Origin of the sequence: Streptomyces hokutonensis, assembly GCF_000376565.1 — a bacterium.
Classification (GTDB): domain Bacteria; phylum Actinomycetota; class Actinomycetes; order Streptomycetales; family Streptomycetaceae; genus Streptomyces; species Streptomyces hokutonensis.
Genome location: NZ_BARG01000007.1, coordinates 22,322 through 48,274, shown reverse-complemented (window position 1 = coordinate 48,274; position 25,953 = coordinate 22,322). Strand labels below are relative to the sequence as shown.

Below are 25,953 nucleotides of genomic sequence, written 5' to 3'. Positions count from 1 at the left end.
TGTCGGACAACTCCGCCAAAAGGAGGACGACAGATGTCCCTACGGGGGCGTAACCGCACGGGCCGCCGCGCGTTGTTCCCCGTGACGGCCGTGGCGGGGAAGACCCCCCGAGCCCCCACCACGGCCGTAGAAAACTTCCGTACGACAGGGCCGCGTTACGCGAGACCCGCGCGCTCCAGTGCCTCGGTCCCGGCGCGGAGCGCGGCGATCCGCTCGTCCAGGGTCCAGCCCGCAGGGGCGAGCGTGAGGGTGGTGACCCCGGCCGCCGCGTACTCCTTCATCCGGTCCGCGATGCGGTCCACGGAGCCCAGGAGTGTCGTCTTGTCGATCAGGTCGTGCGGGATGGCGGCGGCGGCGCCGTCCTTGTCGCCGGCCAGGTACTTGTCCTGGATCTCGGTCGCCGCCTCCTCGAAGCCCATGCGCCGGGCCTGCTTGTTGTAGAAGTTCTGCTGCCGGCTGCCCATGCCGCCGACGTACAGCGCGGTGTACGGGCGGAAGGTGTCGGCGAGCTTCTCGACGTCCTTGTCCTCGCCGAGGGCGAGCGGGAGCGTCGGGACGATGTCGAAGCCCTCGATGGTCTTGCCCGCCTTCTCGCGCCCGGCCCGCAGATGCCGGACGGCGGTGTCCTCCAGGTGCTCGGCGGACGGGAAGATGAGCAGCGCGCCGTCGGCGATCTCGCCGGTCTGCTCCAGGTTCTTCGGGCCGATCGCCGCGATGTACAGCGGGATGTGCTCGCGCTCCGGGTGCACCGTCAGCTTCAGGGGCTTGCCGGGGCCGCCGGGCAGCGGCAGCGTCCAGTGCTCGCCGTCGTACGACAGCCGCTCGCGCGTCATCGCCTTGCGGACGATCTCGACGTACTCACGCGTGCGTGCCAGCGGCTTGTCGAACTTGACGCCGTACCAGCCCTCGGAGACCTGCGGGCCCGAGACGCCGAGGCCGAGGCGGAAGCGGCCCCCGGAGAGGGAGTCGAGGGTCGCGGCGGTCATCGCGGTCATCGCGGGCTGGCGGGCCGGGATCTGGAAGATGGCCGAGCCGACGTCGATGCGCTCGGTCTGCGCGGCGACCCAGGTGAGGACGGTGGCGGCGTCGGAGCCGTAGGCCTCGGCGGCCCAGCACACGGCGTAGCCGAGACGGTCGGCCTCCTGGGCCACGGCCAGATTGTCGCCGTCCATTCCGGCACCCCAGTAGCCGAGGTTGATCCCGAGCTGCATGGCAGACCCCTTACCCATCAGTAACGTCGCTGTTGTGCCGACCCTAGCGCGAGGTGGTCCGGGCGGACAGGACGGGTGCCGGTGAGTGGTCACGGAGCGTGCCGTGCGAGGGACTGTGGATCATCGTGGAAATCGGTTATCCACAGGCAACCACAGGCCAGGTTCAGGCCAGTAATCTCGGCGTTCATGGAGCAGAGGCATCTCGGCCGTACCGGCCTTCGTGTGTCCCGGATCGGACTCGGCACCCTCACATGGGGACGCGACACCGACGAGCATGACGCCGCGGACCTCTTGAAGGCGTTCTGGGAGGCCGGCGGCACCCTCGTCGACACGGCGGACGTGTACGGCGACGGGGAGGCCGAGTACCTGCTCGGACAGCTCATAGAGGGGCTCGTGCCGCGCCGGGACCTGGTCATCTCGACGAAGGCGGGGAGCGTGCCCGACCCCGACCGCCGCTTCGACTGCTCGCGCGGCCATCTGCTCGCCGCGCTGGACGCCTCGCTGGCCCGGCTCGGCACGGACTACGTCGACCTGTGGCACATCCACGCCTTCGACCCGTTCACGCCGCTGGAGGAGACCCTCCAGGCCCTCGACCTGGCGGTCAGCAGCGGCCGGGCGCGCTACGCGGGCGTCTCCAACTACTGCGGCTGGCAGCTCGCCAAGGCGGCGACCTGGCAGCTCGCGGCGCCGGGCTCACGGACGCGGCTGGCGAGCACACAGCTGGAGTACTCGCTGCTGCAGCGGGGCGTGGAGCGCGAGGTGCTGCCGGCCGCGCTCGACCTGGGCATCGGGCTGCTGCCCTCCTCGCCGCTCGGCCGCGGGGTCCTCACCGGGAAGTACCGGCACGGCACACCGGCCGACTCGCGCGGCGCCTCGGACCACATGGGGCTCTTCGTCGCGCCCTACCTCGACGACACGGCGAGCCGCATCGTGGACGCCGTGACGACGGCCGCCGACGGGCTCGCCGTGACACCCCTCCAGGTCGCCCTGGCCTGGGTCCGCGACCGGCCCGGAGTGGCCGCCCCGATCGTCGGCGCGCGCAACGCGCAGCAGCTCACGGCCGCATTGTCAGTGGAGGCGCTTAGTCTTCCTGACGAGATCTGCCGAGCGCTCGACGATGTGTCGGCGCCTCTGCACCGCTATCCCGATCACGACTGGAGCACGCTGTGAGCACGGACCCGGAGACCACGGAGACCTCGCCGGCCGAGGGCGCGGAGGCGACGCGGGACGCCGTGACGGACGCCGCCGACGACACGGGCACAGACGTCGGCGAGGGTGCCGGGGGCGCGGACGGGGCCCCGGCCGGGGAGAGTTCGGCCGCCGACGGCGCGGACGCGGATGCCGAGGGGCCGGCTGTCGCGGCGAGCGCCGAGAGCGCGGACGCCGGCGAGGCCGCGACCGCAGAGGGCACCGGGGGCGCGGGAGCCGACCAGGCCGTGACCGCAGAGGGCGCCGAAGTCACGGAAGCCGCCGGTGAGGCCACCGCCGAAGCTGCCGCCGCTCCCGAACTCTCCGAAGCCGCCGCCGAGTTGCTCGCTCAGCGGCTGGAGCGGGAGCGGATCGAGCGGCGGAAGGCGGAGAAGGCCGGGCCCATCGCGGCCGGGACCAAGCTGAGCGGTACGGCCGCCGATCTGCTCGCGGCCGTCCGGGCCGTGGAGAGCGGCGAGAAGCCCGTGACCACCCCCTTCGCCAAGCCGCAACCCGCCCCGCGCCCGTCCGCCACCCCGGAGGCGGTGCGGCGGCCACAGCCCGTCGCGGCCGAGCTCGGCGCCCCGGCCGGCGAGACCGTCGCGTCCGTACGGCAGGTGCTGGTCGAGGGCGGTGCGCCCGAGACGCTCGGGGCTCAGGTCGCGGCGGCGCTCGGCGAGGGCGCGGACGACCGACTCCGCGAGGATCCCTGGCAGTTGCTGCGCGTCCCGGGGGTACGGCCCGAGCAGGCCGACGGGTTCGCGCGGGCGCTGCTCGGTGCCGAGTGCGCGCCGGACGACGCGCGGCGCGGCCGGTCCGTGATCGGCTGGCTCCTGGAACAGGCGGCACTGGCCGGGCATACGGCCCTGGAGGCCTCGGCGTTGACGGCCGCACTGGCCAAGCAGGGCGTGCCCGACCCCGACGCGGCGACACAGAGCGCCATCGCGGAGGGCGAAGTGCTGGTGTTCCAGGACGCGTTGGACGAGCCCGCGGTCCCGGTGCAGCGCACGGACGACGAAACGGAAGCAGAAGAGGACGCGGAGCGTCCGGTGCGGGTGCTGATCGGCCTGGAGCGGTACGCGCTCGCCGAGGAGAGCCTCGCCGACGGACTGGCCAAGCTGATCAACTCGGTGCCGAAGGAGGACGGTTCGGCGGCGGAGTGGGAGCAGGCGGGTGCCGCCAAGGGGTCCACCGGCGAGCTGATCCGCGCGGTCGCGGGACACGCCCTGGTACTGCACACCGGCGGGGAGGCGTCCCTCGAGGAACCGGCCGCACTGCTGCACGCGGCGGCGGGCTTCGGGCTGCGCGCCTGGGCCGCCGCGCACAGCCCGGTGGGCCGGGACCGGTTCACCGCGCTGCTGACGCGGTCCGCGGAGGCGGAGGATGCCGGGTCCGCCGAGGGACCCCAAGTGGCAACCGTGGCCGGGCTGTTGGCCGGCGCCGAAGGGCCCGGACGGGACGCTGACGGTGCCCTGGACCTGGATCTCCTCGTCGTGCTCGACGCGCCTCAACTGGACGTCGAGACGGCGGCCTTGCTCACCGAGTCGCTGCCGGACGGCGCCCGGCTGGTGCTGGCCGGGGACCCGGCGGTGCTGTGGTCGGCGGGCCCCGGGCGGGTCTTCGCCGATCTGCTCGCGGCGCGGGCCTGCCCCCACGTCGTCTCGCGCCGCCCCGACCTCGGTCCCGTGGGCGAGCTGGTCTCCGGCATCGGCATCGGCGAGCTGAACCAGGTGGAGGCCCCCGGCAAGGAGGTCGTGATCGTGCCGGTGCGGGACGCCGGCGAGGCCGTGCACCGGACCGTGCAGCTCGTCGCCGACTCGGTGCCGCGCGTGATCGGCGTCCCCGCCGAGCAGACCGCGGTGATCACACCGGGCCACGGCGGCGCGGCCGGCACCCGTGCCCTCAACGTGGCGCTGAAGGAGCGGCTCAACCCCGGCCCCGGCCGGTTCGGCGGCTTCGACCCCGGTGACCGGGTCGCGTACTCCCCCGCCCCGGGCCGTACCGTCGTCGGCCAGGTGGTGAAGGCCGACGCCGAGGGGCTGCACCTGTCGTGCGCGGGCGAGCCCGTCGTCGTACCGAAGGAGCGGGTGGAGCAGTCCGTTCGGCACGGGTGGGCGCTGACCGCGCATCAGGCGGTCGGGGCGCGGTGGCCCGCGGTGGTCGTGGTGCTGCCTGGGGACGCGGCGCAGGCTCTCAGCCGGCCCTGGGTGTACACGGCGTTCAGCAGGGCGGACCGGCATCTCTCCGTGGTGCACGGCGTGGATCAGGCGCTGCCCCGGGCCGTCGCCGAGATCCCGGCCAAGCCGCGCACGACCCGGTTGCCGGTGCTGCTGCGACCGCAGGTCCCGGTAGGGAGCTGAACCTGACGACGGCGGCGGTCACGGAGGGGCTTCCTCCGTGACCGCCGCCGTCGTCGTTCGTCACTGTCGGCGAGGCGCGGCTCAGCGGTCCGCTTCGAGCGCCTCCAGGTCCTCGTCCTCGTCGAGATCCGCGTCGAGATCGGGATCGAGTTCGTCCTCGATGCCGTCCTCGATCTCCGCGCCGGGCTCGTCCACCTCGTCGAGGTCGTCCAGTTCGTCGTCGATCTCGTCGTCGAAGACCGCGCTGACGTCGAAGCGGCACACCACCCGCTGGGGGTCGACCCCCTCGAAGGGGGCCTCCAGCCAGGCGCCGGGTTCGGCCGCCTCGTCGGCCGCGGTCACCCACAGCGTGGAGTCGCCCTCCTCGAGGCCGAACTCCTTGGGCCGGGAGGCGATCTCGTCGGCCTCGAACTCGTCGAAGAGAATGCCGAGCGCGCCGTGGATCGTGCCGGAGGCCTCCGTACCGGTGCCGTCGCCGACCGCCGCCTCGACCCGCTGCGCCTGGGCCAGCAGCCGCTGCGGCTCCGCCACCGCGTAGTCGCGACGGATCAGCACGCTCACCGCGTTCGGCTCCTCGGGGCCGGTGTACGGCGGCAGGGAGTCGTCGGTACCGGGGATCTCGAAAGGCGTGACCTCGTCATAACGGTCGTAGAGCAGCTCGTCGTAGACCTCGGCCGCCGCGGCGAGCTGGTTGAACGCCTCGTAGACGGCCGGGTCGTCCTCCCCCGACCGGCCTTCGACCGCGGCCAGGTGGCGGTCGAGCGCGGTCTTGACCGCCTCGGCGGCGGCGCGTACCTCGGCAGCGGTGGGCTGCGCAGCATCAGACATAGTGCAGACGCTATCCGTACCGGGGCTCTGCCCGCACAATAGATGCGATGCCGGAATACGAATTTGTCGACGTGTACGTACCGCGCGGGGTCTCCCGCAAGGACGCCACACGTCTGCTGACGGACCACGCCGAGTACGGACACTGGGAATTGGACCGACTGAGCCTGCTGCGCGACGGCAGCCGCAGGGTGCGGCTGCGCCGGCGGATCATCCGCCAGGTGCGTGCCACGTGGTGAGCTGAGTCGGGCGAAACGGAGCGGGCCCCGGCTGTGCGGGGCCCCTCCGTTGCGCAGATCACATGTTCCCGGGCGCCTGTTCCCAGTTCCCGGGTGCTTGTTCCCAGGCGCTACGCCATGGCCTTCGCCTTGCGGTAGAGCACCGCGCCCGCGAGCAGCGCGCCCGCTCCGACCGGCAGCGCGAGGCCGAGCGGCAGCTCGCTGCCGGTGTGCGCGAGCTGCGGGGCGCCCTGGGACCGGACGGCGGACTGCGCGGCGCCGGGCTGGGTGACGTGTGCGGTGCCGGCCGGCGTGTGACCGCCCGTGACCGGCGAGATGCCGCCCGGCGAACCGGGGTGGACGGGGGTGCCCGGGTGAGCGGGGGTCCCCGGGTGACCGGGAGTTCCGGGGTGGCCCGGAGTACCCGGGTGGCCCGGCGTCCCCGGCGTGGTCGTCCCGTGGCCGCCGCCCGGAGGCGTGCCGTGGTGGCCGCCGCCGTGGTGACCGCCACCCCCGTGGTGGCCGCCACCGTGCTCGCCCCCACCACCATGGTGTCCGCCGCCACCGTCGTGGCCTCCGCCGTGGTGGCCCCCACCACCGTGCTGCCCGCCACCGCCCGGAGGCGTCCCGTGGTGGTGGCCGCCGTCGTGCCAACCGCCGCCGTTGGCGCAGTCGTTGCCGGTGGCGGCGTTGCCGATGCCGATGACGTCGACGCTGTTGCCGCACACGTTCACCGGCACGTCGATCGGTACCTGGACGTGGTTGCCCGAGCCGACGCCGGGCGAGCCGGAGGTGTGGCCGCCGGCGTACGAGCCCCCCGAGCCGCCGTGCGCGCCGTGTCCGCCGGAGCCCCCGCGCCCGCCCGAGCCGCCGTAACCGCCGTGGCCTCCGGAGTCGCCGTAACCGCCGGACGAGCCGTGACCCCCCGAACCCCCGTGGCCGTGGCCGTGCCCGCTGCCGCCGCCCTGGTTGGCGCACTTGTTGCCGACCGCCGGGTTGAGGATCCCGACCACGTTCACGGTGTTGCCGCAGACGTTGACCGGCACATGCACCGGTGCCTGCACGGTGTTGCCGGACAGTACGCCGGGCGAGTCCGAGGCGGAGCCGCCGGCGCCCGAGTCGGCGTGGGCGACCCCGCCCGCCGCGGCGATCACCCCGGTCGCGGCCGCCATGGTCATCAAGCTCTTTCGAGTGACCTGTCGCATTGCTGTATTCCCCCCTGCCTTCATTCCTGACTGAAATTCCTCGCGCGACTTCCCGATCGACCTTTCGCTCGATTTCTCGGTCGATTTCTCAGTCGATTTCTCGCGCAAAGACCGTCGGCCCCGGAGCGCATGGCACGCGCTCCGGGGCCGAGGACGTGGTCACCCCTCAGTGGGGCGACGTCACTTGTTGATGCAGGTGTTGCCGAAGGCGGGGTTCAGCAGACCGATCACCGAGATCGTGTTGCCGCACACGTTCACCGGGACGTGCACGGGCACCTGGATGACGTTGCCGGAAACGACACCCGGGGAGTGCACGGCGGCACCCTGAGCGCCCGAGTCGGCGACGGCCAGGCCCGCTCCCGCGAGAACCAGGCCACCGGTGGCAGCCGCAGCGGCGACGACCTTCTTGATCATTATTCCTCCTTGTTGGCAAAAGCGATCTCGTGTTGCCGATCGCATCACCTGTAACGAGGAGGGAGTAATGGAGCTACGAGCTTATGAGCACATTCACTCGTCCCAGTCGCCTCCCGCACGCGCGGTCGAATTCAGGCGTCAACCGGTGTCACCCGGCGTCTCACGACGCGTCGATGAACCGGTCCAGCACCCGCACCCCGAACTTCAGCCCCTCCACCGGCACCCGCTCGTCGACGCCGTGGAACATGCCCGCGAAGTCCAGCTCCGGCGGCAGCTTGAGCGGGGCGAAGCCGAAGCCGCGGATGCCCAGGTCGTCGAAGGACTTGGCGTCCGTACCGCCGGAGAGCATGTACGGGATCGCCTTCGCGGTCGGGTCCTCGGCGAGCAGCGAGGACTGCATGGCGTCGACCAGGGGGCCGTCGAAGGAGGTCTCCAGCGCCTTGTCCGAGTGGACGTCCTCGCGCTTGACCTTCGGGCCGAGGATCCGGTCGAGGTCGGCGAGGAACTCCTCCTCGTGGCCCGGCAGGAAGCGCCCGTCGATGTTCGCGGTGGCCTCGCCGGGGATGACGTTGACCTTGTAACCGGCGTTCAGCTGCGTCGGGTTGGCGGTGTTGCTGAGGGTCGCGCCGATGAGCTTGGCGATGCCGCCGAGCCGCTTGAGGGTCGACTCCATGTCCTCGGGGTCGAGCGGCGTGCCGAGCGCGTCGCCGAGTTCGTCGAGGAAGGCACGGGTCGTCTTCGTGACCCGCACCGGGAACTTGTGCCGGCCGACCCGGGCGACGGCCTCGGACAGCTCGGTGATCGCGTTGTCCCGGTGGATCATCGACCCGTGTCCGGCCGTACCGGCGACGGTCAGCTTCAGCCAGTGCATGCCCTTCTCGGCCGTCTGGATCAGATAGAGCCGCCGCTCCTCGCTCACCGTGAACGAGAACCCGCCGACCTCGCTGATGCCCTCGGTGACGCCGTCGAACAGCTCCGGGTGGTTGTCGACGAGGTGCCGCGCCCCGTACGTGCCGCCCGCCTCCTCGTCCGCGAGGAAGGCGACCACGATGTCGCGCGGGGGCTGGCGCCCGCTGCGCAGCCGGTCGCGGACGACCGCCAGGGTCATCGCGTCCATGTCCTTCATGTCGACCGCGCCGCGCCCCCACACACACCCGTCGGCGACCTCGCCGGAGAAGGGGTGGTGGGTCCAGTCCGCCGCGTTCGCCGGTACGACGTCCAGGTGGCCGTGGATGAGGAGCGCGGGCCGGGACGGGTCCGTGCCCTCGATCCGGGCGACCGTGGAGGCGCGCCCCGGGTGCGACTCGAAGATCTGGGGTTCGAGGCCCACCTCGGCGAGCTGCTCGGCGACGTACTCGGCCGCCTTGCGCTCCCCCGGGCCCGAGTGGTCGCCGTAGTTGCTGGTGTCGAACCGGATCAGCTCGCGGCAGAGGTCCACGACCTCGTCCTCGCCGGTGACGCCCCTGGCCGTGTCCGTGTCGCTCACGCTGCTTCCTCCCACTGTCACTGCTGGTGGTCCTGCCCCTCATCCTCTCTCTCCCCGGCCCGCACCCCAAGGGCGGTCCGCGCCCGTCACACGCCGTTCACGCGGGAGGCGGGCGGGAACAGGGGGTGATCGGCCACCCCTGGAAGCCTGGTAATGTTTCCTTCGTCGCCGCGGGGGAAACCACGCGCGACAGACACCTTGTCCGGGTGGCGGAATGGCAGACGCGCTAGCTTGAGGTGCTAGTGCCCTTTATCGGGCGTGGGGGTTCAAGTCCCCCCTCGGACACCAGCAGAAACCCCAGTTGATCTGGGGTTTTTCTGTTTCTCCGGCCCGGGTCGTACGCCACGGACCCCTGACTGTCAGAGGCAGCGGCTAGCTTGCGCCCATGAGCGATGAGCAGAAGCGGCCGGGAGCCGATGCGACGCCGAAGGGCATCGCGCTGTATCACGACATGCGAGTCGAAGAGGACTTCACCAAGTGCGCCACCCGCCTCTTCACCGTTCTCAAAACGGCCGCGGGGACAAGCCCCGGCGCTCCCCGTCACCTGTATCTCGACATCCAGGGGCACCGCAACGCGGCCGGTGGCTACGACGCCGACGCCCTGGAGATCATCCGCGATTTCCTGCTGGGGTTCCTCGGCCCCTATCTCACCGAGATCAGCACACCGCTCTACCACGTGAGAAACCCCGAGCCGCAGCGCGAGGACGTCCCCGACGTCCTGAACATACGGGACCCCGACCGTGAACATGCCTACGACCACCGCGAGTTGCCCGTACGCAACCGGGACGAGAGTCCTGACGCGCGCCGGTCCAGGCCCCCGGTCCGGGCCATCGCCGACTACCTCGGTCTCGATGAACCGATCTGTCTGATCTGCTGGCAGGCGCCGGTGGAGAGGGCCCATGTGGTCCCGGTGTCTCTCGGCGGTTCCAACGATGTGCGCAACTTCGCTCTTCTCTGCCCGCGCCATCACCGTGAGGCGCCCGACGTCGCGGACGCCGAGGCGTTCTGGTCCTGGGTCGACTACGCCTGTGAACGCGACGGACATATGAAGTGGGAAGGCATCGACCCGGAGACGCCGGCGCAGGCGGAAGGCATCGGCCTCCGCCTTGAGACGCGAGGACCGGTGCGGAAGAGCCTGCGCCATTTCGACCGGGTCCGTGACGAACTCGTACGTCACTACGGCTGGTGCCCGGAGGACTTCGCCGGCGGCTATCACTGGGGAGCGCTGATGGAGGAGTTCCACACGGTGATGGACTCGGCGACCAGCACTCACTTCAACGTTGCCAAGAAGGCGTCCACCGAGGCATGGGCCTTCGAAGTGGCCCGCAAACGCCTGGGAGACGGAGTCGCGGAGCACGAGGCCCCCAGTGACCGGTCGGCGGTACCCAGCCGCCCGTCGGTCGAACTGGCGGAACGGACGGTGCGCAAGTCGCCCGACAGCGTTGGTGCGCAGGGCCTGGTCGATGCCGCACGGCGCGTCGACATCGCGGTCGAGGCGGCGGCACTCGTGCGTGACCTCATCGATTCGGCGGGGGTCTCCAGTGCCGAGGACGTGCTGCGGGGCATCAAGGAGGAGGTGGCGGACCGCACCGCGCAGTTCGAGCGGCTGAACGACGAGTTGATGGGGCTCGCGACCTGCCGGTACTGCGGCCAGGCCATCGCCCGGATCGGGGACTCCGCCTGGCGCCACAGCGCCGCGGCCCCCATGTCCCGTGGCTGCCGGGCCGCGAGTTTCGACCGGGACGGCACTTGGGACGATTCCCTCGACCGAGCGTGGAAGGCGAGTCCGCCCAAGACATATCGGTGAGGGTGGGTTCGACAGGCCGAGCCGGCCCTCGCCGGTTTTGTGGGGGATGTCTCCCTGGATCAGAAGATCACCAGGTCAGAGCGTTGCCGGATGCTCACGGAGCGCCCCCGTTCGGCTCCCCCGAGTGGCCGTCGGAAGACCTGGGGCCTAGCGTCGTACTAAAATTTCCGGCTTGTTACGGAACGGAGCTGGAGCTGGACAACCCCAGGCAGACCTGCGGGCCCGCCAGCGCCCCGGAAGTTACCGGGCTTGAGACGCGAGGACCGATGGCAGCCATACACGAGAGCAGTGCTCTCGGCCTGCTCGACGAAGAGATCCGCACCCAGTTCGGCGATACGGCACGTTTCTCCGCGGCACCCGCCGCCTCGCCCCGCACGCTTGTCGACATCTTCGACGCGTCGGTGCGCTCGTATCCCGACGAGCTCGCCCTGGACGACGGCACCGTCCGCCTCACCTACCGCGCGCTGGCCGTCGAGGTGGAGACCCTGCGCCGCACCCTGGCCGCCGCCGGTGTCGGCCTCGGCGACCGGGTCGGCGTGCGCGTCCCGTCCGGGACCAACGACCTCTACATCGCGATCCTCGCCGTCCTCGCCGCCGGCGCCGCCTATGTCCCCGTCGACGCCGAGGACCCGGACGAGCGGGCGGAGCTGGTGTTCGGCGAGGCCGACGTCCGTGCCGTGATCGGCGCCGAGCACGCGCTGACCGTGCTGGGCCACAGCGACGCCCCGGCCGCCCGGCCCGGCATCGAGCAGGACGCCTGGATCATCTTCACCTCCGGCTCCACCGGCAAGCCCAAGGGCGTCGCCGTCACCCACCGCAGCGCGGCGGCCTTCGTGGACGCCGAGGCGGCACTGTTCCTCACCGACGACCCCATCGGTCCGGGTGACAGGGTCATGGCGGGCCTGTCCGTGGCCTTCGACGCCTCCTGCGAGGAGATGTGGCTCGCCTGGCGCTACGGCGCCTGCCTGGTCCCCGTACCCCGCTCCCAGGTCCGCAGCGGCGCCGACCTCGGCCCCTGGCTGGTCGAGCAGGACATCAGCGTCGTCTCGACCGTGCCGACCCTGGCCTCCCTGTGGGAGCCCGAGGCGCTGAACGACGTACGCCTGCTGATCTTCGGCGGTGAGGCCTGCCCGCCCGAGCTGGTGCAGCGCCTCGTCACCGAGGGCCGGGAGGTCTGGAACACCTACGGCCCGACCGAGGCGACCGTCGTGGCCTGCGCCTCCCTGATGACCGGCGACGAGCCGATCCGTATCGGACTCCCCCTGAACGGCTGGGAGTTGGCCGTCGTGGACGAGGCCGGGGTGCCCGTACCGATGGGCGGCAGCGGCCAGTTGGTGATCGGCGGGGTCGGTCTCGCCCGCTACCTCGACCCCGAGAAGGACGCCGAGAAGTACGCGCCTCTCGAGTCGCTCGGCTGGGAACGGGCGTACCGCAGCGGTGACTTGGTCAAGGCCGAGCCCGAGGGCCTGATCTTCCTCGGCCGGGCCGACGAGCAGATCAAACTCGGCGGACGCCGGATCGAGTTGGGCGAGGTCGACGCGGCCCTCCAGGCACTGCCCGGAGTCGCGGGCGCGGCCGCCGCCGTACGAACTGCCCGCAGCGGCAACCAACTTCTCGTCGGCTATGTCGTCACCCAGGAGGGCTGGGACCAGCCCTCCGCCGTAGAGAAGCTGCGGGCCGAACTGCCCGCCGCCCTCGTCCCGTTGATCGCCCCGGTCGAGGACCTCCCGACCCGCACCTCCGGCAAGGTCGACCGCAACGCACTCCCCTGGCCGCTCGAAGGCCTGGAGACCGGCGGCGCCAAGGAGCAGCTCTACGGCACGGAGGCCTGGCTCGCCGAGCAGTGGGCCGAGGTCCTGGGCATCCCCGTGAGCACCGCCTCCGACGACTTCTTCGCGATCGGCGGCGGCAGCCTGGCCGCCGCCCAGCTCACCACCCGGCTGCGCACCCGTTACCCGAGCGCGGCCGTCCTCGACATCTACCAGCAGCCCACGCTCCGCAAGCTGGCCCGGCACCTGGAGGACTCGGCGCAGGGCGACGGCACGGCCCGCGTCATCGCACCGGTCCCGACCCGCGCCAAAGTCATCCAACTCCTCGCGCTGGTCCCCCTGTTCACCCTGGCCGGTCTGCGCTGGACGGTGGCCCTGGCCGCGCTCGGCAACGTGCTGGGCGGCTACGCCTGGCTGCCCACCGCCTCCTGGTGGCTGGTCGCCGCCGGCGCGCTGCTCCTCTTCAGCCCGCCCGGCCGGCTCGCGATCGCCGCGGGCGGTGCGCGCCTGCTGCTGCGCGGGGTGAAGCCGGGCCGATACGACCGCGGTGGCAGCGTCCATCTGCGGCTGTGGGCGGCGGAGCGGCTGGCCGAGTTCAGCGGGGCGACCGCGCTGACCGGCTCCTGGCTGGAGCGGTACGCGCGTGCCCTCGGCGCCAAGGTCGGCCCGGACGTAGACCTGCACTCCCTCCCGCCGGTCACCGGCATGCTCAAGCTGGGCCGCGGTGCCGCGGTCGAGTCCGAGGTGGACCTGTCCGGCTACTGGCTGGACGGCGACCGTCTGGAGATCGGCCCGGTGAAGGTCGGCGCACACGCCGTCGTCGGCACGCGCAGCATGCTGTTCCCCGGCGCCCGGGTGGGCAAGCGGGCCGAGGTGGCGCCGGGTTCGGCCGTCACCGGCACGATCCCGACCGGCCAGCGCTGGGCGGGCGCCCCCGCCGTCAAGCTCGGCAAGGCCAAGCGCAACTGGCCCAAGGAGCGGCCGCAGCGGGGCACCTACTGGCGCGTGATGTACGGCATGACGGGCTTCGCGCTCACCATGCTGCCGGTGGTCGCGGGCGCGGTCGCGCTGCTGGTGACCAGCCTGTTCGTGGCCCCGGGCGACGGTCTCGGCGAGGCCCTGCGGGGCGCGTCCCTGGCCCTGGTCCCGGCGACGCTCGCCTTCGGGCTGACGTACGCCCTGCTGATCCTGATCGGTGTCCGGCTGCTCAGCCTCGGCCTGCGCGAGGGCACGCACCCCACGCACAGCCGCATCGGCTGGCAGGCGTGGACGGTCACGCAGCTGATGGACCTCTCCCGCGAGACCCTGTTCCCGCTGTACGCCGGGCTGGTCACGCCGGTGTGGCTGCGGCTGCTCGGGATGCGGATCGGGCGGGGCGCCGAGGTGTCGACCGTCCTCGCGCTGCCGAGCCTGACGACCGTCGGTGAGGGCGCGTTCCTGGCCGACGACACGTTGACCGCGCCGTACGAGCTCGGTGGTGGCTGGGTGCACATCGGGCGGGCCGAGATCGGGCGGCGGGCGTTCCTCGGGAACTCCGGGATGACCGCACCCGGGCGGAGCGTGCCGGACGGCGGGCTCGTCGGGGTGCTGTCGGCGACGCCGAAGAAGGCGAAGAAGGGCACGTCGTACCTGGGGCTGCCGCCGGTGAAGCTTCCGCGCAGCACGAGCGGCGGCGACCAGAGCCGGACCTACGACCCGCCGGCCCGGCTGCTGTGGGCACGCGGGCTCGTCGAGCTGTGCCGGATCGTGCCGGTGTTCTGCTCGGCGGCGCTGGCCCTGCTGACGGTGGCCGCGCTGTGCGCGCTGGGGGTGTGGGCGCCGCTGCTGGCGGGCCTGGTGCTGCTGGCCGTGGGCGCGCTCGCCGGACTGATCTCGATCGTGGCCAAGTGGGCCCTCGTCGGGCGGCACCACGGTGCCGAGCACCCGCTGTGGAGCGGTTACGTGTGGCGCAACGAGCTGGCGGACACCTTCGTCGAGGTCGTCGCGGTGCCGTGGCTGGCCGGTTCCGTGCCGGGCACTCCGGTGCTGACGGCCTGGCTGCGCGGGCTCGGCGCGCACATCGGCAAGGGCGTCTGGGTGGAGAGCTACTGGCTGCCCGAGACCGACCTGGTGACCCTGGAGGACGCCTCGACGGTGAACCGCGGCTGTGTGCTCCAGACCCACCTCTTCCACGACCGGATCTTGCGGACGGATACTGTGGTCCTCCGTGAGGGCGCGACGCTGGGTCCTGGCGGAATCGTCCTGCCCGGCAGCGAGGTCGGGGCGCGCACCACTCTGGGCCCCGCATCGCTCGTGATGGCGGCGGAGTCCGTCCCGGACGACACCCGCTGGCTGGGCAATCCGATCGAGTCATGGCGATCCTGAACACGGGTCGCGCGGCGTCGGCTTCGGAGGGCGGTGCACGGGTACGAGATACGAGCACAGCGCAGGGAGCAGACGCAGCAGTGACCGTTCAGCAGGCGGCGGGTCCGGACCCGTATTTCCCGGCAAACGGCGATGCCCGCTACCGGGTGCACCGCTATGAGCTAACGCTGGACTACCGCCCCGGCCCGAACCGTCTCTCCGGCACGGCTCGTATCAACGCCATAGCGGGCCGTGCTCCGCTGCCCGAATTCCAGCTGAACCTGGGCGACTTCAAGATCGGCCGGATCCGGGTGGACGGCCGCCAGCCGCACTACACGCACCGCGGCGGCCGACTCCGTATCCGGCCCGCGAAGCCGCTGCGGGCCGGTGCCGCGTTCACCGTCGAGGTGCACTGGTCGGGCAACCCCAAGCCGGTCGCCAGCCCCTGGGGCGGCCTCGGCTGGGAGGAACTGACGGACGGCGCGCTGGTGGCGAGCCAGCCGATCGGGGCGCCGTCCTGGTACCCGTGCAACGACCGCCCCGCCGACAAGGCCTCGTACCAGATCTCGATCACGACGCCGTCGGCGTACGCGGTGGTGGCGGGCGGCAGGCTCCTGACGCGAACTACCAAGGCCTCTACGACCACTTGGGTGTACGAACAGTCGGCGCCGACGTCAAGTTACCTCGTCGGCCTGTCGATCGGGAAGTACCAGACGGTGCTGCTGGGCGACCCGGGTCTGGGCGGTGTCCCGCAGCACGGGCACATCCCGTCGGACCTACTCCCGGAATTCTCAAGGGACTTTGCACGACAGCCCGCCATGATGGAGCTGTTCCAGGAGCTGTTCGGCCCGTACCCCTTCGACGAGTACGCGGTCGTGGTGACGGAGGAAGAACTCGATGTCCCCGTCGAGGCACAGGGGTTGTCGCTGTTCGGCGCCAACCACGTCGACGGGGCCCGGGGTTCGGAACGGCTCGTCGCCCACGAGCTGGCCCACCAGTGGTTCGGCAACAGCGTCTCCATCGCCGACTGGCGGCACATCTGGCTGAACGAGGGCCTCGCCAAGTACGCGGAGTGGCTGTGGTCCGAGCGCTCGGGCGGCCGTACGGCCCACCAACACGCCGCCGCAGCGCACCGGTTGCTCTCCACCCTCCCCCAGGACCTGCGCCTCGCCGACCCCGGCCGCAAGTCCATGTTCGACGACCGCCTCTACGAACGCGGCGGCGTCACCGTCCACGCGGTGCGCTGCGCACTGGGCGACATCGCGTTCTTCCGCATGCTGCGGAGTTGGGCGAGCGTCCACCGCAACGGCACGGTGACGACTGCGACGTTCACGTCTCACGCGTCCCGGTTCACTTCCGAGCCGTTGGACCAGCTCTTCGAGGCGTGGGTGTACGGGACTCGGCTGCCGCCGATGCCTTCGGCGGAGACGGGGATCGCGGTCTGAGGTGTCGGCTCCGTTGCGGGGATGGAGCTGACGGAGTATCAAGTGGCTTCATGGCAGCCGCTTGGAGCCGGGGGTCCACGGAGACGGGTGAGTGGCTGGAGGTCTACGGGGAGACCGAGCCGCAATCCGTTCCGCTGGAGCAGATGTTCGCCACAGGGTCGGACACCGCACGCCCTTTCACCGGGTACCTCTACGTCTGGTCGCTCGGGTACACCGGGGACGACGCGCCGTCCGTGACGGTCACGCTGCTGTTCCCGGCCGCGAGCGGTTGGCGGGTGAAGGACGTCCAGGCCGTCGTCTACCACCTGCCGCCGGTGGCGGACGAACGGGCGTGGCGGACCACCCTGGCCAGGGACCTACGGGCGGCCGGCCCCGTCCTGGAGGCCGCCGGCAAGCTCACGGCCGAGCTGGCCGGCTTCCCCGAAATCAACGCGATGACGTCGGCTGCGGCCCACCTCAGGGCGCGCAGCGCGCCGCAGATGCGGGACGAGGAGTGGTTCGTCAGGAGAGTGCACCGCAGCCCCGGCGGGACCCTGCACCAGGGAGTCGAATGGACGCTCCCGGCGAACTTCGTGCAGCAGATCGGGACCCGGGTCACCGGCGCCCTCCTCGTGGAGTTCATCGGCGCGGCACCCGCGTACGAGGACACTGCCCCTCCGGGCGGCGAACCGCTGCCACTGCTGGCCTGCGCGACTCTCACCCGCGACAAGGAGGTGAGGCTGCCCGAGGACGACTATGTCCGGCTGCCGCTCCGGGTCACCCCGGAACGCCCGCGCACCTAGCCCCGGCACAATGTGCCCATGACCCCACGCACCAACTGCCCCTGCGGCCTCCCCACCCCCTACGACAACTGCTGCGGCCGCTACCACTCAGGCACCGCCGCGGCCCCCACCGCCGAGGCGTTGATGCGCTCCCGCTACAGCGCCTTCGTGCGGTTGGACGCGCCGTATCTGCTGCGCAGTTGGCACCCGCGGACCCGGCCGGCCGAACCGCTCGAACTCGATCCGGGGATGCGGTGGACCGGGCTCGAGATTCTCGGCACGAGCGGCGGGTCGGCGTTCCATTCCGCGGGGACCGTGACGTTCCGGGCCTCGTACCGGGGTGGGGCGATCCATGAGCGGAGTCGGTTCGAGCGGGTCGACGGGGCGTGGGTGTACGTCGACGGGGAGTTTCTCGACCAGCCCGACTACGGGGCCAGGATGTCCAGTTCATGAAGCGCGCCGATCGTGATCTCGCGGGTCAGGGTCTCCGCGCGGACCGCGTCGCCCTCGCGGACGGCCTCCGCGACCTGGACGTGGAGGGTGACGGCGGCCGGGTCGGGGTCCTCGAACATGACCTCGTGGTGGGTGCGGCCGGCCAGGACCTCGGTGACGACGTCGCCGAGGCGGGCGAACATCTCGTTGCCGGAGGCGGCGAGGATCACCCGGTGGAAGGCCACGTCGTGGACGAGGTAGGCCTCCAGTTTGTGGCCGCGTGAGTTGGCCACCATGCCGATCGCGCACTCGGTGAGTTCCGCGCACTGCTCCGCCGTGGCGAACTTGGCGGCGAGGCCGGCCGCGATCGGCTCGACCGCGGAGCGCAGCACCGTGAGGGACCGCAGTTGCTGCGGGCGGTCTGCGCCGGCCAGCCGCCAGCGGATGACCTGCGGGTCGTAGACATTCCACTCGGCCTTGGGCCGTACGGTGACGCCCACCCGGCGGCGGGACTCGACCAGGTGCATGGACTCGAGGACCCGGACCGCCTCGCGCATCACGGAGCGGGACACCTCGAAGTCCTTGGCGAGCTCGTCCGTGCGCAGGACGCTGCCCGGCGGGTACTCGCCCGCGGTGATGGCGGGGCCGAGGGAGTCGAGTACGCGGCCGTGCAACCCGCGGCCCGGAGTGGTCATGCACTCAGCGTACGGGTCGCGTCACCGAACCAAAAAGTCAGACTTATATGTCACAGACTCTTGAATTCGTCGTACCTAATCGGTTTCAGTGGGATCGACATCAGGTGTCGACGGAGACAGTGAGGCAGCGATGCGTACCCCCCATGTCGTCGTGGTGATGGGCGTAGCGGGCACCGGGAAGACCACCATCGGTCCCCTGCTCGCGGCCCGGCTCGGTGTGCCGTACGCCGAGGGCGACGACTTCCACCCGCAGGCCAACATCGCCAAGATGTCGGCCGGGCACCCGCTGACGGACGAGGACCGGTGGCCCTGGCTGGACGCCATCGGCTCCTGGGCGCACGGGCGCGCGGGGCTCGGCGGGGTCGTCAGCAGCTCGGCGCTGAAGCGGTCGTACCGCGACCGGCTGCGGGCCGCGGCACCCGGGGTCGTCTTCGTGCATCTCACCGGCGACCGCGCGCTCATCGAGGACCGGATGTCACACCGGCACGGGCACTTCATGCCGACCGCGCTGCTCGACTCGCAGTTCGCCACGCTCCAGCCGCTGGAGCCGGACGAGGCGGGTGTCGCCGTGGACGTCAGCGGCAGCCCCGAGCAGATCGCCGAGCGGGCCATGACCGCGCTCGAACAGGTCCCCGAGCCGACCTCCTAGTACCGCCTGTCACCCCAACTCCCCGTATCCGCAAGGAATCCACCGTGACCAGACTCAGCGTCGAGATGCTGGCAGCGGACCCCGTCGAGCCCATCACCTCGGCCGGCCACGCACAGCTGGGCATCGCCGTACTGGCGGGCATCGCCGTCATCGTCCTGCTCATCACCAAGTTCAAGATGCACGCCTTCCTGGCGCTGACCATCGGCTCGCTCGCGCTCGGCGCGTTCGCCGGGGCGCCGCTGGACAAGGCCATCACCAGCTTCACCACCGGGCTCGGTTCGACCGTCGCCGGTGTGGGTGTGCTGATCGCGCTGGGCGCGATCCTCGGCAAGCTGCTCGCCGACTCCGGCGGCGCGGACCAGATCGTCGACACGATCCTCGCGAAGGCGAGCCCCCGGTCGATGCCGTGGGCGATGGTCCTGATCGCCTCCGTGATCGGGCTGCCGCTGTTCTTCGAGGTCGGCATCGTGCTGCTGATCCCGGTCGTGCTGATGGTCGCCAAGCGCGGCAACTACTCGCTGATGCGCATCGGTATCCCGGCGCTGGCGGGCCTGTCGGTCATGCACGGGCTCATTCCGCCGCACCCCGGGCCGCTGGTCGCCGTCGACGCCGTCAAGGCCAACCTCGGTCTCACCCTCGCGCTCGGCGTGCTGGTCGCCATCCCGACCGTGATCATCGCGGGACCGCTGTTCTCGAAGGTCGCCGCCCGCTGGGTGGACGTCCAGGCGCCGGACCGCATGCTCCCGCAGCGCCCCTCCGAGGACCTGGAGAACCGTCCCGGCTTCGGCGCGACCCTCGCCACGATCCTGCTGCCGGTCGTGCTGATGCTCTCCAAGGCGCTGGTCGACATCATCGTGGACGACCCCACGCACACCGTGCAGCGCGTCTTCGACGTCATCGGCTCCCCGCTGATCGCGCTCCTCGCGGCCGTCATAGTCGGGATGTTCACGCTCGGCCGCCCGGCCGGCTTCACCAAGGAGCGGCTGTCGTCGACCGTCGAGAAGGGGCTGATGCCGATCGCGGGCATCCTCCTCATCGTCGGCGCGGGCGGCGGCTTCAAGCAGACGCTGATCGACTCCGGTGTCGGCCAGATGATCCTGGACATCTCCAAGGACTGGTCGATCCCGGCGCTGCTGCTGGCCTGGCTGATCGCGGTGGCGATCCGGCTGGCGACCGGTTCGGCGACGGTGGCCACGATCTCGGCGGCCGGTCTGGTCGCCCCGCTGGCCGCCGACATGTCCTCGACCCACACCGCTCTCCTCGTGCTGGCGATCGGCGCGGGCTCGGTCTTCTTCAGCCATGTCAACGACGCCGGATTCTGGCTGGTGAAGGAGTACTTCGGCCTGAGCGTCGGCCAGACCCTCAAGACCTGGTCCGTCATGGAGACGATCATCTCGGTGGTCGCCGGCGGACTGGTCCTCCTCCTCTCGCTGATCATCTAGGGGTACGGGAATGAGTCATCCTCTCTTCGACATCAGCGGCCGTACGGCCCTGGTCACCGGCTCCAGCCGGGGCATCGGACTCGCCCTCGCGCAGGGCCTGTTGGAGGCCGGCTGCACGGTCGTCCTGAACGGCCGGGACGGCGAACGCCTCACCAAGGCCGCCGCCGAACTCTCCGGCGATGTCCACACGGCCGCCTTCGACGTGACCGACGGTCCGTCAGTCGCCGCCGGAATCAAGGACATCGAAGACCGGGTCGGACCGCTGGACATCCTGGTCAACAACGCGGGCATGCAACTGCGCGCCCCGCTCCTGGAGTTCACCGACTCCGACTGGCACCGGATCATCGACACCAACCTCACCAGCGCGTTCCTGGTCGGCCGCGAGACGGCCCGGCGGATGACGGAACGCGGGCACGGGAAGATCATCAACATCTGCTCGCTCCAGAGCGAGGTGGTCCGCCCCGGCATCGCGCCCTACGCCGCCACCAAGGGCGCGTTGAAGATGCTCACCAAGGGCATGTGCGCCGACTGGGGCCCGTCCGGCGTCCAGGTCAACGGCCTGGGCCCCGGCTACATCGAGACGGAACTGACCCAACCCCTGGTCCAGGACGAGGAGTTCAGCGCCTGGGTACGGAAGCGCACCCCGGCCGGTCGCTGGGGCAGCACACGGGACCTGGTCGGCGGGGTGCTGTTCCTGGCGTCGCCCGCCGCGGACTTCGTGAGCGGACAGGTGCTGTACGTCGACGGCGGCATGACGAGCGTGCTGTAGAGAACGGGAGTCCAGAACATGCTGGGTTGTGTGATTCACGGTCAGGACGACCTGCGGGTCGAGGAGTTGACGGTCCCGGAGCCCGGCCCCGGCCAGGCCCTGGTCGCCGTCCGCTACGGCGGCGTCTGCGGCTCCGACCTCCACTACTGGCGCCACGGCGGCGTCGGCGACTTCCGCCTCAAGGAACCGATGCTGCTCGGCCACGAGGTGGTCGGCACGGTCCTGTCCTACGGCCCCGGGGCCTCAGGTCCCGCCCCCGGTACGGCAGTTGCCGTGCACCCGGCCACTCCTTGCGGGGTCTGCCCCGAGTGCGCGGACGGGCGGCGCAACGTCTGCCGCGACACCGCGTACCTGGGCAGCGCGGCCCGCTTCCCGCACGTACAGGGCGGATTCGCGGCGCAAGTCACGGTCCCCGCCGACCAGTTGAGGCCGGTCCCGGCGGGCCTGGACCTGCGCCGGGCCGCCCTCGCCGAACCGCTCTCCGTCGCCCTGCACGCCGTGCGCCGGGCCGGGGACGTGACCGGACGCCGTGTTCTCGTCACCGGCGCGGGACCGATCGGCTGTCTGGTCGTCGCGGCGGCGAAGGCGGCCGGCGCGACACACGTGACGGTCACCGATCTGCTTCCGGCGGCGCTGAGTTACGCGACGGCGGCCGGTGCCGACACCGTCGTACGGGCCGATGATCCGGACGACAACGGGTGGCCGTCGGAGGTCGACGTGGCCATCGAGGCGTCCGGGGTGGCGGCGGGGTTGGACACCTGTCTGCGGCTGGTACGGCGGGGCGGGGTGGTCGTGCAGCTCGGGATGCTGCCGCCGGGACAGAGTCCCTTCGCCGGGAACCTGGTCGTCAGCCGGGAGATCGAACTCCGGGGCGCGTTCCGCTTCGACACGGAGTTCGACGACGCGCTCCAACTCCTCGCGGTGGAGCCGTCGTTCGACGCGCTCGTCAGCGCGGCGGTACCGGTCCGCGACGCGGAGTCGGCGTTCACGCTGGCGGCCGACCGGAGCCGGTCGTGCAAGGTGCTGCTGGACTTCGGGGGGTGAGGTGGTGCTGCAAGGTGCAGCTGGATTTCGGGAGTTGAGCCGGTGCGGCAAGGAGCAGCTGGGCTTCGGGAGTTGAGCCGATACTGCGAGGGGTTGGTGGACTTCGGGGGCTGATGCGGTCCTGCAAGGTGCGGCTGCGCTGGGGGGCCAGTCCCGCGAGGCGCTGCCGGGCTTCAGGGGCTGAATCGGCCCTGCACAGGGCAGCCGCGCTTGGAAGGTGAGCCAGTCCCGCTGGGTGCTACTGGGTTTCACGCCCTGAGTCGGCCCCGCAGGGCACTGCCGGGCTTCGCCGGTTGAGCCCGTCCCGCAAGGCACTGCCAGGCTTCACAGGCTGAAGCGGTCCCGCAAAGCGCAGCCGCGCTTGGACGGTGAGCTGGTCCTCCGGGGTGCTGCCAGGTTTCGGCTATTGAGCCCATCCCGCGAGGCGCTCCCGGGCGTCGCGCCCTGAGCCAATCCCACAGGGCACTACCGGGCTTCGCCAGTTGAGCCCGTCCCGCAAGGCACTGCCAGGCTTCACGGGCTGAAGCGGTCCCGCAAAGCGCAGCCGCGCTTGGACGGTGAGCTGGTCCTCCGGGGTGCTGCCAGGTTTCGGCTGTTGAGCCCATCCCGCAAGGCGCTCCCGGGTTTCACGCCCTGAGCCAATCCCACAGGGCGCTGCCGGGCTTCGGCAGTTGAGCCCGTCCTGCAAGGCACTGCCGGGCTTCAGGGACTGAAGCGGTCCCGCAAGGCGCAGCCGCGCTACCGGGCCAAGGAGTGCTGACCGCGCTCACGGCTTCCAGAGCGGGTGCTCCCGCTTCGCCCACTCCCTGCTCACCTTCCCCGTGCGCAACCCCGCCCGCGCCTCCGGGTCCCCCAGCGCCATGCCGATGTGGCCGCCCAGCACGATGCCGATCGTGAGGGCGAGCCAGTCGTGGACGAAGGTCGCGCTGGTGCGCCACATGATCGGGGTGAGGTGGGTGAACCACATCATGAGGCCCGTGCCGAGCATCACCAGGCTCGCGCCGGCGATCCAGTTGGCGTAGATCTTCTGGCCGGCGTTGAACTTGTCGGCCGGGCGGGCCGAGCGGCGTTTGTCGCGCATCAGGGCGCCGCGCAACCAGACCCGGTCGTGCGGGCCGAAGCGGTTGAGGAAGCCGAGGTTGACGCGGAAGCCCCGGGAGAAGAGGCCGAAGAGGACGGGCACGGGGAGCGCGACCCCGGCCAACTCGTGGATGCGCACGACGAGTTGGCGGCGGCCGACGAGTTCGGCGAACTCCGGGATGTAGAGGCAGGCCGCGGTGGCCACGCAGATGCCCATGAGCGCGGCCGTGGTGCGGTGCACCCAGCGGTCGGCGCGGCCGAAGCGGCGGACGTGTGACGACGGCTCCGTGGCGGGGGCGTGGGCTTCAGCTCGTAGGGTCATCGTCGCGTCCGTTCGACTTGCCGACCCAGGCGTCGACGTCGTAGCCCCGGTCCTCCCAGTAGCCGGGCTTGACGTGCTCGGTGACCGTGATGCCGGAGAGCCACTTCGCGGACTTGTAGAAGTACATCGGAGCGACGTAGAGGCGGACCGGCCCGCCGTGGTCGTGGCCCAGGGGTTTGTCCTGCATGCGCAGCGCGACCAGGATGTCGGAGCGGCGGGCCTGGTCGAGGGTGAGGCTCTCGGTGTAGGCGCCGTCGAAGCAGGTGAAGCGGACCGCCCCGGCCTTGGCGCGCACTCCCGCGGCGTCCAGGAGCCGGGACAGTCGCACCCCCTCGAAGGGGGTCCCGGGGACCCGCCAGCCGGTGACGCACTGGACGTCCTTGACCAGCCGGGTCTGCGGCATCGCGCGCAGGTCGGCGAGGGTGTAGGTCGCCGGTTTGTCGACCAGGCCGTCGACGGTCAGCCGGTAGTTCTGGGCGTTCCTGTTCGGCACGGACGCGGTGACCGAGTAGTAGCGGAAGCCGCCGCCGTTCGGGAGCAGTCCGGTCAGCCCGGTGGGGTCCTTGCCGGAGACGGCGCCGAGGAACCCGTCCATGCCCCTCTGCAGAACGGGCGCGGACACGACGCCGAGGGCGCCCAGGCCGAGGGTGCCGAGAAGGACACGGCGGCCGATGGGCCGACCCTGCGCTTCCTTCTCCTCCTCGGGTGGATCGGACGACTCGGTCGGTTCAGGGTTCACGCATTCATTCGAACACCCGCGACCCCGGCGCGGCCAGGGATCGCGGATGCTCGTCAGACTTCCGTAACCACTTCTTACGTGCTTCTCAGCTACGACAGCTCCGCCACAGGTTCCTACGGCGCTTCCGTCGCCGCCTTGTCCAGCTGGAACGCCTCGTTGCCGAGCCCGATGCGGGCGTGCGCCTCGGGGTTGCGGGCGCGCAGGAACAGGCCCTGGGCCAGGCCGACGAGCAGGGCGAGGCCGACGATCCCGGGCAGGATCCAGCTCAGGGACGAGCCGGGACCGGCGCCGACCAGGACGTCGAAGTCTTTGACCGTGTAGACGGCGATGACGACCAGCGCGATGCCGGACAGCGCGGAGGTGACCAGCCGCCAGGCCTGGGCGCCGGCGGAGCCGCGGCGGGCGAAGAAGACGATCACCGAGAGGGAGGCGGCGGCCATCAGCACGATCACGCCGAGGGCGCCGATGTTGCCGAACCAGGTGAACAGGTGCAGGACCGGCTCGGTCGGGTCGCCGGTCGGCTTGTCGTCGGCGACCGCGAAGACGATCACGATCACGGCGGACACCGCGGTCTGCAGCAGCGAGCCGGTGCCGGGGGCGCCGCTGGAGCCCGTCGTACGGCCGAAGGCGGACGGCAGCAGACCCTCGCGGCCCATGGCGAAGGCGTACCGGGCGACGACGTTGTGGAAGCTGAGCATGGCCGCGAACATGCCGGTGACGAACAGGACATGGAGTACGTCGGTGAAGGTGCCGCCGAGCCGGGAGTCGGTGAGGTAGAAGAGCAGGCCCGCGCTCTGCTTCTGGGAGACGCCGACGATCTGGGAGGGCCCGGTCGCGACGGTGAGCGCCCAGCAGCTGAGCGCGAAGAAGACGGCGACGCCGCTGACGGCCAGGAACATCACGCGCGGCACCAGGATGTGCGGGCGGCTGGTCTCCTCGGCGTACACCGGGGCCTGTTCGAAGCCGAGGAAGGCGGCGATGCAGAAGCACAGGGCGGTGCCGACGCCGGCGCCGCTGAGGGTGTCGGGGTTGAAGGCGTGCAGGGACAGGCCCTCCTTGGCCGGGTCGGCGACGGCCGCGATGTCGAAGATGACGACGAGCGCGACCTCGACGATCAGCAGCACGCCGAGCACGCGCGCGTTGACGTCGATCTTCAGCCAGCCGAGCCCGCCGACGACGGCCACGGCCACCAACGCCGGTATCCACCAGGCGACTTGGACGTGGGCGTAGGTGGAGAAGAGCCCGGAGACCTCGAAGCCGAAGATGCCGTAGATGCCGACCTGGAGGGCGTTGTACGCGACGAGCGCCACCAGGGCCGCGCTGGCGCCGGCGGTGCCGCCGAGGCCGCGGGAGATGTACGCGTAGAAGGCGCCCGCGTTGTGGACGTGCCGGCTCATCTCGGCGTAGCCGACGCTGAAGAGGACCAGGACGACGCCGAGGAGGACGAAGAGGAGCGGCTGCCCTTCGATGCCCATCACCGCGAATGTGGTGGGCATGACACCCGCGACCACCATGAGGGGCGCGGTCGCCGCGAGCACGGAGAGCAGCAGGCCCCCCGTGCCGAGGCGGTCGGCGCGCAGGGCGCGCTCCTGCCCTCTGAACGTGCTGATGCCGCTGCCGCCGCCGTCCGCGGTGGCGCTGCTCGTGCTGGAACTGCCCGTCGTCATGGCGGGAACGTCCTTTCGGGGTCGCTACGAAGGCGTTGGTACGAAGGCGTTGATACGAAGGCGTTGATACGAGTGCGTTGAT

The 25,953-nt window shown here is 71.2% G+C and carries 21 protein-coding genes and 1 tRNA gene; 13 read left to right on the top strand and 9 right to left on the bottom strand.

The window, feature by feature from the left end:
* Positions 1-155: 155 nt before the first annotated feature.
* Positions 156-1,211 (bottom strand): LLM class F420-dependent oxidoreductase, encoded by a 1,056-nt coding sequence (locus SSP08S_RS02890; protein ID WP_019066070.1) that lies wholly within the window; start codon positions 1,209-1,211, stop codon positions 156-158.
* Positions 1,212-1,397: 186 nt separating this feature from the next.
* Between SSP08S_RS02890 and SSP08S_RS02885 the strand changes: the two genes are divergently transcribed.
* Together SSP08S_RS02885 and SSP08S_RS02880 are read left to right on the top strand one after the other, a co-directional pair.
* Entirely contained in the window at positions 1,398-2,381 is a 984-nt protein-coding gene (locus SSP08S_RS02885) for an aldo/keto reductase (protein ID WP_026178135.1), read from the top strand.
* Complete coding sequence (locus SSP08S_RS02880; RefSeq protein ID WP_019066068.1) at positions 2,378-4,759, top strand: helix-hairpin-helix domain-containing protein; 2,382 nt, start codon at positions 2,378-2,380, stop codon at positions 4,757-4,759. The genes SSP08S_RS02885 and SSP08S_RS02880 overlap by 4 nt, the downstream gene beginning before the upstream one ends.
* Positions 4,760-4,840: 81 nt before the next feature.
* Here SSP08S_RS02880 and SSP08S_RS02875 read toward each other — a convergent pair whose 3' ends face one another.
* On the bottom strand, positions 4,841-5,587 hold the full coding sequence (locus tag SSP08S_RS02875; protein WP_019066067.1) for a hypothetical protein: 747 nt from the start codon (positions 5,585-5,587) through the stop codon (positions 4,841-4,843).
* 47 nt (positions 5,588-5,634) lie between these two features.
* Here SSP08S_RS02875 and SSP08S_RS02870 point away from each other — a divergent pair, with 47 nt between their 5' ends.
* Positions 5,635-5,823, top strand: a complete 189-nt coding sequence (locus SSP08S_RS02870) for a DUF5703 family protein (RefSeq protein ID WP_005485166.1) — start codon at positions 5,635-5,637, stop codon at positions 5,821-5,823.
* A 110-nt stretch (positions 5,824-5,933) separates the two neighbouring features.
* Here the strand turns inward: SSP08S_RS02870 and SSP08S_RS02865 are convergent, their stop codons facing one another.
* From SSP08S_RS02865 to SSP08S_RS02855, 3 genes are all read right to left on the bottom strand, one after another.
* A complete protein-coding gene (locus tag SSP08S_RS02865) occupies positions 5,934-7,007 on the bottom strand; it encodes a chaplin (RefSeq protein ID WP_026178134.1) in 1,074 nt (357 codons plus the stop codon).
* A gap of 180 nt (positions 7,008-7,187) precedes the next feature.
* Positions 7,188-7,421, bottom strand: a complete 234-nt coding sequence (chpH, locus tag SSP08S_RS02860) for a chaplin ChpH (protein ID WP_019066065.1) — start codon at positions 7,419-7,421, stop codon at positions 7,188-7,190.
* A 160-nt stretch (positions 7,422-7,581) separates the two neighbouring features.
* On the bottom strand, positions 7,582-8,907 hold the full coding sequence (locus tag SSP08S_RS02855; RefSeq protein WP_019066064.1) for a M20/M25/M40 family metallo-hydrolase: 1,326 nt from the start codon (positions 8,905-8,907) through the stop codon (positions 7,582-7,584).
* A gap of 200 nt (positions 8,908-9,107) precedes the next feature.
* On the opposite strand from SSP08S_RS02855, the gene SSP08S_RS02850 reads away from it, so the two are divergent.
* From SSP08S_RS02850 to SSP08S_RS02820, 6 genes are all read left to right on the top strand, one after another.
* A tRNA-Leu gene (locus SSP08S_RS02850) sits at positions 9,108-9,195 on the top strand.
* A gap of 97 nt (positions 9,196-9,292) precedes the next feature.
* Positions 9,293-10,714 carry an HNH endonuclease gene (locus tag SSP08S_RS62830; protein WP_019066063.1) on the top strand — a complete coding sequence of 474 codons (1,422 nt, stop codon included), beginning with the start codon at positions 9,293-9,295 and terminating at the stop codon, positions 10,712-10,714.
* Between the two features lie 266 nt (positions 10,715-10,980).
* Positions 10,981-14,847, top strand: coding sequence for a Pls/PosA family non-ribosomal peptide synthetase (locus SSP08S_RS02835; protein ID WP_019066062.1), 3,867 nt, complete (start codon positions 10,981-10,983; stop codon positions 14,845-14,847).
* 80 nt (positions 14,848-14,927) lie between these two features.
* Positions 14,928-16,271, top strand: a complete 1,344-nt coding sequence (locus SSP08S_RS02830; RefSeq protein WP_019066061.1) for a M1 family metallopeptidase — start codon at positions 14,928-14,930, stop codon at positions 16,269-16,271.
* Positions 16,272-16,321: 50 nt separating this feature from the next.
* On the top strand, positions 16,322-17,053 hold the full coding sequence (locus tag SSP08S_RS02825) for a hypothetical protein (protein WP_019066060.1): 732 nt from the start codon (positions 16,322-16,324) through the stop codon (positions 17,051-17,053).
* A gap of 18 nt (positions 17,054-17,071) precedes the next feature.
* Positions 17,072-17,485 (top strand): YchJ family protein, encoded by a 414-nt coding sequence (locus SSP08S_RS02820; RefSeq protein WP_019066059.1) that lies wholly within the window; start codon positions 17,072-17,074, stop codon positions 17,483-17,485.
* On the opposite strand, the gene SSP08S_RS02815 is transcribed toward SSP08S_RS02820, so the two are convergent.
* On the bottom strand, positions 17,458-18,159 hold the full coding sequence (locus tag SSP08S_RS02815; protein WP_019066058.1) for a FadR/GntR family transcriptional regulator: 702 nt from the start codon (positions 18,157-18,159) through the stop codon (positions 17,458-17,460). The genes SSP08S_RS02820 and SSP08S_RS02815 overlap by 28 nt on opposite strands.
* A gap of 130 nt (positions 18,160-18,289) precedes the next feature.
* Here SSP08S_RS02815 and SSP08S_RS02810 point away from each other — a divergent pair, with 130 nt between their 5' ends.
* The 4 genes from SSP08S_RS02810 to SSP08S_RS02795 are packed head-to-tail and all read left to right on the top strand — an operon-like array spanning position 18,290 to position 22,063.
* Positions 18,290-18,808: a gluconokinase gene (locus SSP08S_RS02810; protein ID WP_019066057.1), complete on the top strand. Its 519-nt coding sequence runs from the start codon at positions 18,290-18,292 to the stop codon at positions 18,806-18,808.
* Positions 18,809-18,852: 44 nt separating this feature from the next.
* Positions 18,853-20,250, top strand: coding sequence for a GntT/GntP/DsdX family permease (locus tag SSP08S_RS02805; protein ID WP_019066056.1), 1,398 nt, complete (start codon positions 18,853-18,855; stop codon positions 20,248-20,250).
* 10 nt (positions 20,251-20,260) lie between these two features.
* Entirely contained in the window at positions 20,261-21,019 is a 759-nt protein-coding gene (locus SSP08S_RS02800; protein ID WP_019066055.1) for an SDR family oxidoreductase, read from the top strand.
* A gap of 18 nt (positions 21,020-21,037) precedes the next feature.
* A complete protein-coding gene (locus SSP08S_RS02795) occupies positions 21,038-22,063 on the top strand; it encodes an L-idonate 5-dehydrogenase (protein ID WP_019066054.1) in 1,026 nt (341 codons plus the stop codon).
* 766 nt (positions 22,064-22,829) lie between these two features.
* On the opposite strand, the gene SSP08S_RS02790 is transcribed toward SSP08S_RS02795, so the two are convergent.
* From SSP08S_RS02790 to SSP08S_RS02780, 3 genes are all read right to left on the bottom strand, one after another.
* Positions 22,830-23,465, bottom strand: a complete 636-nt coding sequence (locus SSP08S_RS02790) for a cytochrome b/b6 domain-containing protein (protein WP_019066053.1) — start codon at positions 23,463-23,465, stop codon at positions 22,830-22,832.
* Entirely contained in the window at positions 23,449-24,204 is a 756-nt protein-coding gene (locus SSP08S_RS02785) for a molybdopterin-dependent oxidoreductase (RefSeq protein WP_019066052.1), read from the bottom strand. Before SSP08S_RS02785 ends, SSP08S_RS02790 begins: the two co-directional genes overlap by 17 nt.
* A 113-nt stretch (positions 24,205-24,317) precedes the next feature.
* Complete coding sequence (locus tag SSP08S_RS02780) at positions 24,318-25,871, bottom strand: APC family permease (RefSeq protein WP_019066051.1); 1,554 nt, start codon at positions 25,869-25,871, stop codon at positions 24,318-24,320.
* Between the last annotated feature and the right edge of the window lie 82 nt (positions 25,872-25,953).

Bases quoted from the DNA above. Each gene is read 5' to 3' on its own strand.
- SSP08S_RS02890 (WP_019066070.1), bottom strand. From the start codon at position 1,211: ATGCAGCTCGGGATCAACCTCGGCTACTGGGGTGCCGGAATGGACGGC.
- SSP08S_RS02885 (WP_026178135.1), top strand. From the start codon at position 1,398: ATGGAGCAGAGGCATCTCGGCCGTACCGGCCTTCGTGTGTCCCGGATC.
- SSP08S_RS02875 (WP_019066067.1), bottom strand. From the start codon at position 5,587: ATGTCTGATGCTGCGCAGCCCACCGCTGCCGAGGTACGCGCCGCCGCC.
- SSP08S_RS02870 (WP_005485166.1), top strand. From the start codon at position 5,635: ATGCCGGAATACGAATTTGTCGACGTGTACGTACCGCGCGGGGTCTCC.
- SSP08S_RS02865 (WP_026178134.1), bottom strand. From the start codon at position 7,007: ATGCGACAGGTCACTCGAAAGAGCTTGATGACCATGGCGGCCGCGACC.
- chpH (WP_019066065.1), bottom strand. From the start codon at position 7,421: ATGATCAAGAAGGTCGTCGCCGCTGCGGCTGCCACCGGTGGCCTGGTT.
- SSP08S_RS62830 (WP_019066063.1), top strand. From the start codon at position 9,293: ATGAGCGATGAGCAGAAGCGGCCGGGAGCCGATGCGACGCCGAAGGGC.
- SSP08S_RS02835 (WP_019066062.1), top strand. From the start codon at position 10,981: ATGGCAGCCATACACGAGAGCAGTGCTCTCGGCCTGCTCGACGAAGAG.
- SSP08S_RS02825 (WP_019066060.1), top strand. From the start codon at position 16,322: ATGGCAGCCGCTTGGAGCCGGGGGTCCACGGAGACGGGTGAGTGGCTG.
- SSP08S_RS02820 (WP_019066059.1), top strand. From the start codon at position 17,072: ATGACCCCACGCACCAACTGCCCCTGCGGCCTCCCCACCCCCTACGAC.
- SSP08S_RS02815 (WP_019066058.1), bottom strand. From the start codon at position 18,159: ATGACCACTCCGGGCCGCGGGTTGCACGGCCGCGTACTCGACTCCCTC.
- SSP08S_RS02810 (WP_019066057.1), top strand. From the start codon at position 18,290: ATGCGTACCCCCCATGTCGTCGTGGTGATGGGCGTAGCGGGCACCGGG.
- SSP08S_RS02800 (WP_019066055.1), top strand. From the start codon at position 20,261: ATGAGTCATCCTCTCTTCGACATCAGCGGCCGTACGGCCCTGGTCACC.
- SSP08S_RS02795 (WP_019066054.1), top strand. From the start codon at position 21,038: ATGCTGGGTTGTGTGATTCACGGTCAGGACGACCTGCGGGTCGAGGAG.
- SSP08S_RS02790 (WP_019066053.1), bottom strand. From the start codon at position 23,465: ATGACCCTACGAGCTGAAGCCCACGCCCCCGCCACGGAGCCGTCGTCA.
- SSP08S_RS02780 (WP_019066051.1), bottom strand. From the start codon at position 25,871: ATGACGACGGGCAGTTCCAGCACGAGCAGCGCCACCGCGGACGGCGGC.